The sequence below is a fragment of the Arthrobacter sp. Dra40 genome (genome assembly GCF_059091905.1).
This window is the reverse complement of the sequence record NZ_JBNHHB010000217.1, coordinates 1-8,325: the sequence shown is the minus strand read 5'-3', so window position 1 is coordinate 8,325 and position 8,325 is coordinate 1. Positions and strand designations below refer to the sequence as shown.

The window sequence follows — 8,325 nt, the reverse complement described above, 5'->3', positions numbered from 1 at the left end:
GGATTTTCGTCTGCGGTGGTGTCCACCGCCGCCGCGGCGTCCTTCTCCGACCAGCCCAGGCCGGCGAGGGCTTCCTGTACCTGGCCTTTCCAGCCACCGGGCTGCTGCGGAGCTTGCTCCCCGGTGGGCACCAGTTTGCCGGCCAGTTCCAGTACAATCCTGCCGGCGAGCTTCGGCCCGATACCGGGGACCTTGGTAAACGCTTTGCTGTCCCCGTCCGTGGCGGCGATCCGCAGCGCCTCGGGCGAATGCACCGACAGCGCTGCCAGGCCCAGGCGCGGGCCAACGCCGCTGACGGAGATGAGAGTTTCGAACACTTCCCGCTGGGCTGCGTCCTCGAAGCCGAACAGTGTCATGGAGTCTTCGCGCACGATCATCGTGGTGGCCAGATGGGCCTCCCGTCCGACGAACAGCGTGCCCAAGGTCTGCGGCGTTGCCTGGACGAGCATGCCGAAGCCGTTGACGTCGATCACTGCCGACTGCAGCCCAACATGGGCGACGACCCCGCGCAACGAGCTAATCATGAACACAACTCCCATATCCGGCACTGCGGCCCGGAGTCCGTCCCTGCGAGCTGAAGCGCAGGTCGGATCGTCCGAACATATTTACGAATAGCTTACGGGCCGGCGCGGACATTACCGGCGACCGCCACGCCTCGTCGCCGCTGCCCGGCAGTCGCGGGTCAAAGCCCGGCAGTCACGGGTCAAAGCGCGGGAGTTGCGGGCAGCAGTTCAGCGGCGATTGCGTTTGGCCTTTGCTTCGGCCTCTGCCCACAGCTTTTGGGCCGCAGTCATGCCCCCGCCCGCAGCGGGTTTCGCTGCTCCTCCGCGCCAGGCGTGGGTGATCGCCAGGGCCAGCGCGTCCGCGGCATCGGCCGGACGCGGCGGCGTGTCCAGCCGCAGGATCCGGGTCACCATTTTGGTCACGGCGGCTTTGTCTGCCTGGCCGTTGCCCGTGACCGCGGCCTTCACCTCGGTGGGCGTGTGCAGTGCGACGGCGATCCCCCGGCGCGCTGCCGCGGCGATCACCACGCCGGAGGCCTGGGCCGTGCCCATCACGGTGCTGACATTGGTCTGGCTGAAAACGCGTTCAACGGCGAGCACATCGGGGGTGTGGGCGTCGAGCCACACGTCGATGGCCTCGGCGATTTTCAGCAGGCGCAACTCCAGAGGCATGTCAGGGGTGGTTCCGACTACGCCGACGTCCACCAAGGTGGAGCGGCGGTTCGGTTCAATATCCACCACTCCCAGGCCGCACCGGGTCAGCCCGGGGTCTACCCCCAGCACGCGCATGGCCATCCCCGGTGACCGGACCGGAGTCAGTCGTTCTCGAGTTCGGCGAGCACGTCTGCGCTGATATCGGCGTTGGAGTAGACGTTCTGGACGTCGTCCAAGTCCTCAAGGGCGTCCACCAGCTTCAGGAACTTCCCGGCTGCGTCGGCCTCGAGATCCACGGCCATCGAGGAGACGAACTCAATTTCGTCGGTTTCGTACTCAATGCCGGCTTCTTCCAGTGCTGCCACCACGGCGCGCAGTTCGGCGGGATCGGTGTGTACCTCGAAGTTGTCGCCGTGCTCCTTGACTTCCTCGGCGCCGGCTTCCAGCACCGCCATCAGGAGGTCGTCTTCAGTGAGCCCGTTCTTGGGCAGGGACACCACGCCCTTGCGGGAGAACATGTAGGACACCGACCCCGGGTCGGCCACCGTTCCGCCGTTGCGCGTGATGGCGAGCCGGACTTCGGAGGCTGCACGGTTCTTGTTGTCCGTCAGGCACTCGATCAACACGGCAGAGCCCTGCGGCCCGCGTGCCTCGTAGATGATTTCGCTGTAGTCGACCGTTTCGCCGGTCAGGCCGGCGCCGCGCTTGACGGCGCGGTCGATATTGTCGTTGGGGACCGACGTCTTCTTGGCTTTCTGGACGGCCAGTTCCAGGGCGGGGTTGCCGGACATGTCCGCTCCCCCGTTGCGGGCGGCCACTTCGATGTTCTTGATCAGCTTCGCAAACGACTTGGCACGCCTGGCGTCGATCACGGCCTTCTTGTGCTTGGTGGTTGCCCACTTGGAGTGTCCGGCCATGCTTACGCCTCTCCTCTGACGATACGGATAAAAAGTTCGTGGATGCGGCGCTCCCCCGTGACTTCCGGGTGGAAGGATGTCGCCAGCAAATGCCGCGAACGCACTGCCACTATTCTAGCCGTCCCGTGCAAAGTGCCGGTGTGGGACGCTTCGTCCGGCTTCACGCTGGCAAGGACCTCCACATCCCGGCCCACACGTTCCACCCACGGCGCCCGGATGAACACCGCGTGGACAGGTGCCGGGTCCCGGCCAGGGGACTGCGCACTGAACTCCAGGCCTTGGAAGTCCAGATCGGTTTCGAACGACTCACGCTGCCGGCCGAAGGCGTTGCGCCGCACCGTGATGTCCAGTCCGCCCAGTGTCTGCTGCGGATCACCCTTCAGATCCGTGGCCGGATCCGCAATCCGGTCGGCCAGCATGATCATGCCGGCACAGGAACCGTAGACAGGCATGCCCGCCTCGATCCGCTTCTTGAGCGGATCGGCCAGTTCGAAAATCCGGGTGAGCTTATCGATGGTCGTCGATTCGCCGCCGGGAATGACCAGGCCGTCCACGGCATCAAGCTCGGCCGGCCGCCTCACCGGCAGCGCCGCGGCACCGTTGTATTCCAAGGCGGATAAATGCTCGCGGACGTCACCCTGAAGGGCAAGCACACCAATCGTGACCACTGTGAAGATTCCTCGCCGGTTCGGCATCAGGGGCGCCTGTATGGCGGCCGTACGGAAAAACAGTAGTGCCAACCGGTCAGGGGGCGTTAACCGTGTCTGCCGGCGACGGCTCCCCAAACTCTTTACCGGTGCCCGCCGGATCCTGCTGTCCGGCACCGTCCACGCGTGCCCGCCGCAGTTGTGGTGCCCGCCACTCTTAGCCGGTGCACCGGTGCTGCACTGCCGGCGGCTTGTATAGTCTCTACTCATGCGACACCTCCTTGCGACCGTTGCCGGAAAGGCCGTGAAGGCGGTAGCCAGGCTCCGCGGCGGCGGTTCCGCACTGCCCGGCCTGGTGGCCGAAAAAATCGATCCGCAGTTCCTGCCGCGCACGCTCGGGACGCTGCCGCGCGGCGTGGTAGTGATTAGCGGTACCAACGGGAAAACCACGACCACCAAAATGGTGGTTGAGCTGTTGCAGGGCCAGGGCCTGAAGGTGTTCACGAACCGCACGGGCAGCAACTTCACCCGCGGCGTGGTCGCGTCCGTGCTGGGTGATTCGGACGCCAGGGGCCGGCTGGACGCGGACATCGCCGTGTTGGAACTGGATGAAGCCCACGCGGTCCACTTCGTCAAGCTGGTCGCCCCGCGCTACAGCCTGCTGCTCAACGTGATGCGTGACCAGTTGGACCGCTTTGGCGAGATCGAAACGACGGCGGCGTTCCTCCGGCAGATCGCCGCCGCCACCACCGATGCGGTGGTACTCAACCGTGAAGACCCGCGAATTGCGGCGCTGGCCAGCGCCGTGGCTGCGCCCCGGATTGAGTATTTCGGCCTGGCACCGCAGCTGCGCCACATGTTCCCGCACGACGACGAGATGCGGACCGCTGCGGCCAACGGCGCGGCCGGCACCGGCAGCCCTTCCGGCACCGCCGCCGCGGAGGCCGAGCGGCCGAGCGCCGACGTCGTGCTGTCCGCGTGTGAAGGCGCCGCCGCGACCTTCGAGCTGGACGGCCGCGCGCTCGAGGTTGAGCTGAAGCTGACCGGCGTCTACAACGTGTTCAATGCTGCCGCGGCGCTGGTGCTGGCGCGGACTGTGCTGGGCCCGACGGTGGACGAGCCTGCACTGCTGGCCTCGTTGGAAAACGTGACCCCTGCATTCGGCCGCGGCGAATCCCTGACAGTCAACGGCCAGCCGCTGGACCTGGTGCTGGTGAAGAACCCCGCCGGCTTCCGGCTGGCGCTGAAGTCCTTTCCCTCCGCCGGCTACCGGACCATGATCGCCATCAACGACAATTACGCCGACGGCCGGGACATGTCCTGGCTCTGGGACGTCGACTTCGATTCGCTGCGGGACAGCGGCGTGGCCGAGGTTTCGGGGGTCCGGGCCCGCGACATGGGCCTGCGCCTCTTCTATGAGGACGTTCCGGTGGGCCGGGTGGACACGGATCTGATTGCTTCGCTGCACCGCTTCATTGCAGATGATCCGGACTCCCCGAAGCGGATCTACTGCACCTACACGGCCATGCTGGCGCTGCGCCGCGAGCTTGGAAAACTGACCGAAGTGGAAGTGGTTTCCTGATGGACGCACCTGTCATCGATCTGCTCCAGCTGTACCCGCGGGACATGAATATTTACGGCGACTGGGGCAACGTCCTGGTGCTCCGCAAGCGCTTGGAGCTGCGCGGTTACGACGTCCGGCTGCACGAGTACAACCCGGGCGACACCTTCCCGGAGCAGGTCGACCTGATCGTGGGTGGCGGCGGCCAGGACTCCGGCCAGAACAAGATCCAGGCCGACCTGCTGGCCCAGGGCGGACGCCTGCGGGAGCTTGCCGACGACGGGCTGCCGATGCTGGCCGTCTGCGGCCTGTACCAGCTGTTCGGCCATCGGTTCACCACCCACACCGGCGAGGTGATCACCGGCATCGGGCTGCTGGATGCCGAAACCATCGGCGGGCCCACCCGGCTGATCGGCAATACCGTGCTCGAAAGCGGAGAATTCGGCACCATCATCGGATACGAGAACCACAGCGGCCTGACGACCCTCGGCAGCGAAGTCCAGCCCTTCGGACGGGTAGCGAAGGGCCAGGGCAACAACGGCACCGACGGCACCGAAGGAGCCCGCTACCGCAACGTGATCGCCACTTACCTGCACGGTTCGCTGTTGCCCAAGAATCCCGCCGTGGCCGACTACCTGATCGGCCACGCTGCCAAGCGGCGCCACGGCAGTTTCAACGATGTGGCACTGGAAATCCCCCATGAGGCCGAAGCCCGCGCCGACGCCGCGGCCCGTCCGCGCTGAGGCGCCCCGTCCCGACAGCGCCGGTCAGCCGGCGCTGAGGCACCCGATCGCGACAGCCGTCAGTCGTCGCTGAGCAGCCACTCACGGGCGACGCCCCCGGCCGCGCCCATCGACTCGACGGTCGCCTTGGTCCGTTTCCGGCTGGCCGTATCCGCTTGTTCGGAAACGCACCAGTCCCCGGACGCCTTGGCAGCTGCCAGCACATCGGCCGCCACCGGGCACCAGCGGTGTTCCGGTCCGCCAAACGTGGCCGGCAGCCAGTCCAGCCGCGCCACCTCCCAGGTTCCGCCGTCGTCATCCTGGCTGAACTGCGCCCGCACCATGAGGCCTTCCGTGTTGACGATGTTGGGCGTGGCGTGGGCGGCGATCGTGTTGCCCAGCCCGTAGACAATCCACGTGCCGTTGTATCGCTCGATCGGCTGCACCGAGTGGCTGTGGTGCCCGTACACCAGCGAGAACTGGCCGCTGTCGGCCAGGGCATGGGCCGCGTCCTGCTGCTGACCGTTGGCGTAGTCGGTGTATTCGGCGCCGGCGTGGATCGCGCCCAGGACGATGTCCGCTCCTTGCGCCCTCGCCTCTTTGGCCTTGGCGATCATGGCCTCCGGATCCAACAGGTCCACCTGCCACGGCTGGTCCGGCGCCAGCCCGTTCAGCGAGAACGCCGCGGTGATCACGGCAATCCGCGCAGCCGGGGTATCCAGAATCAGGACGGCGCCGGCCTCGGCTTGGCTGCGGTAGGACCCGGTGTGCTCCAGGCCGCGCGCCTCGAGTGCGGCCAGCGTCCGTTCCAGCCCGGCGGTGCCATAGTCGAACGTGTGGTTGCTGGCGGTGGTGCAGGCGTCGTAGCCCACCGCGGCGGCGGCATCGAGGATCTGCGGCGGTGCGTTGAACGCCGGGTAGCCGGAGTACGGTCCATCCTCGGGGGCCAGCGGCGTTTCCAGCTGGCAGATGGCAAGGTCGGAGGTAGCCAGGTACTCCTGCTGGGCGGCGAGCATCGGTTCAAAGTCCAAGGCACCGTTTCCGGTCCGCCGGGCGTCGCGGGCTGCCTGTTCCCAGAGTGCCTCGTGCAGCAACAGATCGCCGGACACCGCCACGGTGGCGCAGCGGATTCCCGGACAGCCTGGACCGGCCCCGGCCGTCGCCGTGGGCTCCGGGGTGGCGTGCGCGGAGGACGACGGCGGTGCCTCCTGCGCGGCGCCGGTCCCCTGCCCTCCGGGGCTGGCCGGCATCCCGGCCGGTTCCGTTGCGGTGGCAGCCCCGTGCTCCGGCCCGGCGCTGCAGCCAGCCACCAGCATGACTGCCAGGACCGCAGCTGCCGTCGCCCGGCCGGGCCGGCGCGGCTGCCGCCGGCGGACGAGAGTGCCCGGACGGCGCGCCACGCTAGTCCTGCTCCCGGCTGATCAGCAGCTCGTGCGCGCCGTCCGTGGCCGCACCCATCGATTCCACCGTGGCCTTGGTCCGTTCGCGTGATGCCGCGTCGGCGGCCGTTGACTCGCAAACGCCCTGTGGCCGGTCCTTGGCGACCGAGCACCAGCGGTACGGATCGGCGGTGATCAGGCTGGGTGCCCACGCCAGATCGCTGACCTTCCACGCGCCGTCGTCGCTTTCACTGAACCGGGCGCGCAGCAACAAGCCTTCATTGTTCACCTGGTACCACGGTGACAGCTCGGTGACCCCGTTGCCCAGGCCGTAGGCAATCCATGTGCTGCGGTACTTCTCGATCGGCAGCACCGAGTGGGTATGGTGCCCGTAAATCAAGGTGAATTGGCCGCTGTCCGCCAGCTCGTGGGCCACCTCTTCTTGTTGTGCATTGGGAGCGGAGGCGTATTCGTCGCCGGCGTGCATGACGCCCAGCACGATGTCTGCGCCCTGCCGGCGGGCCTGCCTGGCTTTGCCGATCATGGCCCTGGCGTCGAGCATGTCCACCTGCCAGTGGTGCTCCGGCTGCAGTCCGTTAAGCCCGTAGGCGCCGGTGATCACGGCAACGTCCGCGGCGTGGGTCTTCAGGATCAGCAGCCCGCCGGCCTCCGACCGGCTGCGGTAGGACCCGGTGTGCTCCAGCCCCCGCTCCTCCAGCGCGTCCAGCGTGCGGTTCAACCCGGCCGTTCCCTGGTCGAGGGTGTGGTTGCTGGCCGTGGTGCACGCGTCATAGCCAACCGCCTTGGCTGCATCCAGAATCTGCGGCGGCACGTTGAAGGACGGGTAGGCGGAGAACGGCCCCGTCCCGGTGCCGACCGGCGTCTCCAAGTGGCACACCGCGAGGTCGCTGTGTTCGAGGTAGGCCCGCTGGCCTTCGAGCAGCGGTTCGAAGTCCATCGGCTTTTTGCCGGTTTCCGCGGCATCGGCTGCGGCCTGGTCCCACAGCCCCGCGTGCACCAGCATGTCTCCGGTGACCAGCACCGACGTGCAGCGGAGCGAGGGGCAGCCGGCCACAACGCCAGGGGTGGGCTCCTCCGACGGTGCCGGGCTGACCGTGGTGGAACCGCTGCTGGCGGTCCCGGTAGCGGGGGTATGCTGGCCGGGCGGGACGGCAGTCCCCTGGCCGGTGGGCGCCCCGGCGCGGCCGCCGCCGTCGGCCGCCACCCCGCACGCCGCGATCATGGCGAGGGCAGCAGTTGCCGCCACCAGCACGGCGGTGCCGGCCCTCTTCCGCACGCGGCGGCCGGGGCGTGCGTGTGCCGCCTGCCTGTTCATGCCGAAAGTGTAAGGCTGTCTATGGGGTTGATCACGGCAACAGCCCGGCGCGCCTGCCGATCATCACGCGCCGAGGGAGCGCCCCCATGGCAGAGTGGTGGCATGGCCAACCCCTTTCTGGAACCCAGTCTCCTGCCCTATGAGCTGCCCGATTTCGCAGCCATCCGCCCCGAGCACTATCCTGCGGCGTTTGAGGCCGGGTTTCGGGAACAACTCGCCGAAATCGAGGCGATCGCGGCCAACCCGGAGCCGGCCACCTTTGAGAACACGGCCGTCGCCCTCGAGCGTTCGGGCCGCACCCTGTTGCGGGTGACAGCCGTTCTGGACAACTTCGCCGCGGCGGACGCCACCGGTCCCGTCCTGGAACTGCAGCAGCAGATGGCCCCGCAACGGGCGGCCCACCGGGACAACATTTACTTGCACCGCTCGCTCTACCGCCGTGTTGCGGCGATTGACGAACACGGTGAAGGCCTTGAAGGCGAGGACCTGCGCCTGCTGACCGAACTGCGCAAGAAGTTCCGCCGGGCCGGTGCCCGGCTTCGTCCGGCGGAGCAGGAACGCTTGCGCGCAATGAACGTTGAATTGTCGGAGCTGGACGCTGAATAC

General features: G+C 67.6%; 8 protein-coding genes and 1 pseudogene. 3 read left to right on the top strand and 6 right to left on the bottom strand.

Annotated elements, in window-relative coordinates; genetic code table 11:
• From ruvA to pdxT, 4 genes are all read right to left on the bottom strand, one after another.
• The coding region (gene ruvA / locus AC5RWT_RS31625; RefSeq protein WP_494083671.1) for a Holliday junction branch migration protein RuvA at positions 1 to 524 on the bottom strand (524 nt) is incomplete at its 3' end.
• A 207-nt stretch (positions 525 to 731) separates the two neighbouring features.
• Positions 732 to 1,298 carry a crossover junction endodeoxyribonuclease RuvC gene (gene ruvC, locus AC5RWT_RS31620; protein WP_494083670.1) on the bottom strand — a complete coding sequence of 189 codons (567 nt, stop codon included), beginning with the start codon at positions 1,296 to 1,298 and terminating at the stop codon, positions 732 to 734.
• Positions 1,299 to 1,318: 20 nt separating this feature from the next.
• The gene (locus tag AC5RWT_RS31615; RefSeq protein WP_494083669.1) at positions 1,319 to 2,074 is read right to left on the bottom strand and encodes a YebC/PmpR family DNA-binding transcriptional regulator; all 756 of its coding nucleotides are present in this window, start codon (positions 2,072 to 2,074) and stop codon (positions 1,319 to 1,321) included.
• 2 nt (positions 2,075 to 2,076) lie between these two features.
• Positions 2,077 to 2,769 (bottom strand): pyridoxal 5'-phosphate synthase glutaminase subunit PdxT, encoded by a 693-nt coding sequence (gene pdxT, locus AC5RWT_RS31610; protein ID WP_494083668.1) that lies wholly within the window; start codon positions 2,767 to 2,769, stop codon positions 2,077 to 2,079.
• Between the two features lie 220 nt (positions 2,770 to 2,989).
• Here pdxT and AC5RWT_RS31605 point away from each other — a divergent pair, with 220 nt between their 5' ends.
• Positions 2,990 to 4,303: a MurT ligase domain-containing protein gene (locus tag AC5RWT_RS31605; protein WP_494083667.1), complete on the top strand. Its 1,314-nt coding sequence runs from the start codon at positions 2,990 to 2,992 to the stop codon at positions 4,301 to 4,303.
• Complete coding sequence (locus AC5RWT_RS31600) at positions 4,303 to 5,025, top strand: type 1 glutamine amidotransferase (protein WP_494083666.1); 723 nt, start codon at positions 4,303 to 4,305, stop codon at positions 5,023 to 5,025. Before AC5RWT_RS31605 ends, AC5RWT_RS31600 begins: the two co-directional genes overlap by 1 nt.
• Positions 5,026 to 5,084: 59 nt before the next feature.
• Here AC5RWT_RS31600 and AC5RWT_RS31595 read toward each other — a convergent pair whose 3' ends face one another.
• Both AC5RWT_RS31595 and AC5RWT_RS31590 read right to left on the bottom strand, forming a co-directional pair.
• On the bottom strand, positions 5,085 to 6,404 hold the full coding sequence (locus AC5RWT_RS31595) for a CapA family protein (protein WP_494083665.1): 1,320 nt from the start codon (positions 6,402 to 6,404) through the stop codon (positions 5,085 to 5,087).
• A gap of 1 nt (position 6,405) precedes the next feature.
• Positions 6,406 to 7,719 carry a CapA family protein gene (locus AC5RWT_RS31590; protein ID WP_494083664.1) on the bottom strand — a complete coding sequence of 438 codons (1,314 nt, stop codon included), beginning with the start codon at positions 7,717 to 7,719 and terminating at the stop codon, positions 6,406 to 6,408.
• A 102-nt stretch (positions 7,720 to 7,821) separates the two neighbouring features.
• On the opposite strand from AC5RWT_RS31590, the pseudogene AC5RWT_RS31585 reads away from it, so the two are divergent.
• Positions 7,822 to 8,325 (top strand): annotated as a pseudogene (locus AC5RWT_RS31585) (M3 family metallopeptidase); the annotation flags it as partial.

What these genes read in the sequence shown, in the direction of transcription:
- ruvC (WP_494083670.1), bottom strand. Translation starts at nt 1,298, where the DNA reads ATGGCCATGCGCGTGCTGGGGGTAGACCCCGGGCTGACCCGGTGCGGC.
- AC5RWT_RS31615 (WP_494083669.1), bottom strand. Translation starts at nt 2,074, where the DNA reads ATGGCCGGACACTCCAAGTGGGCAACCACCAAGCACAAGAAGGCCGTG.
- pdxT (WP_494083668.1), bottom strand. Translation starts at nt 2,769, where the DNA reads ATGCCGAACCGGCGAGGAATCTTCACAGTGGTCACGATTGGTGTGCTT.
- AC5RWT_RS31605 (WP_494083667.1), top strand. Translation starts at nt 2,990, where the DNA reads ATGCGACACCTCCTTGCGACCGTTGCCGGAAAGGCCGTGAAGGCGGTA.
- AC5RWT_RS31600 (WP_494083666.1), top strand. Translation starts at nt 4,303, where the DNA reads ATGGACGCACCTGTCATCGATCTGCTCCAGCTGTACCCGCGGGACATG.
- AC5RWT_RS31590 (WP_494083664.1), bottom strand. Translation starts at nt 7,719, where the DNA reads ATGAACAGGCAGGCGGCACACGCACGCCCCGGCCGCCGCGTGCGGAAG.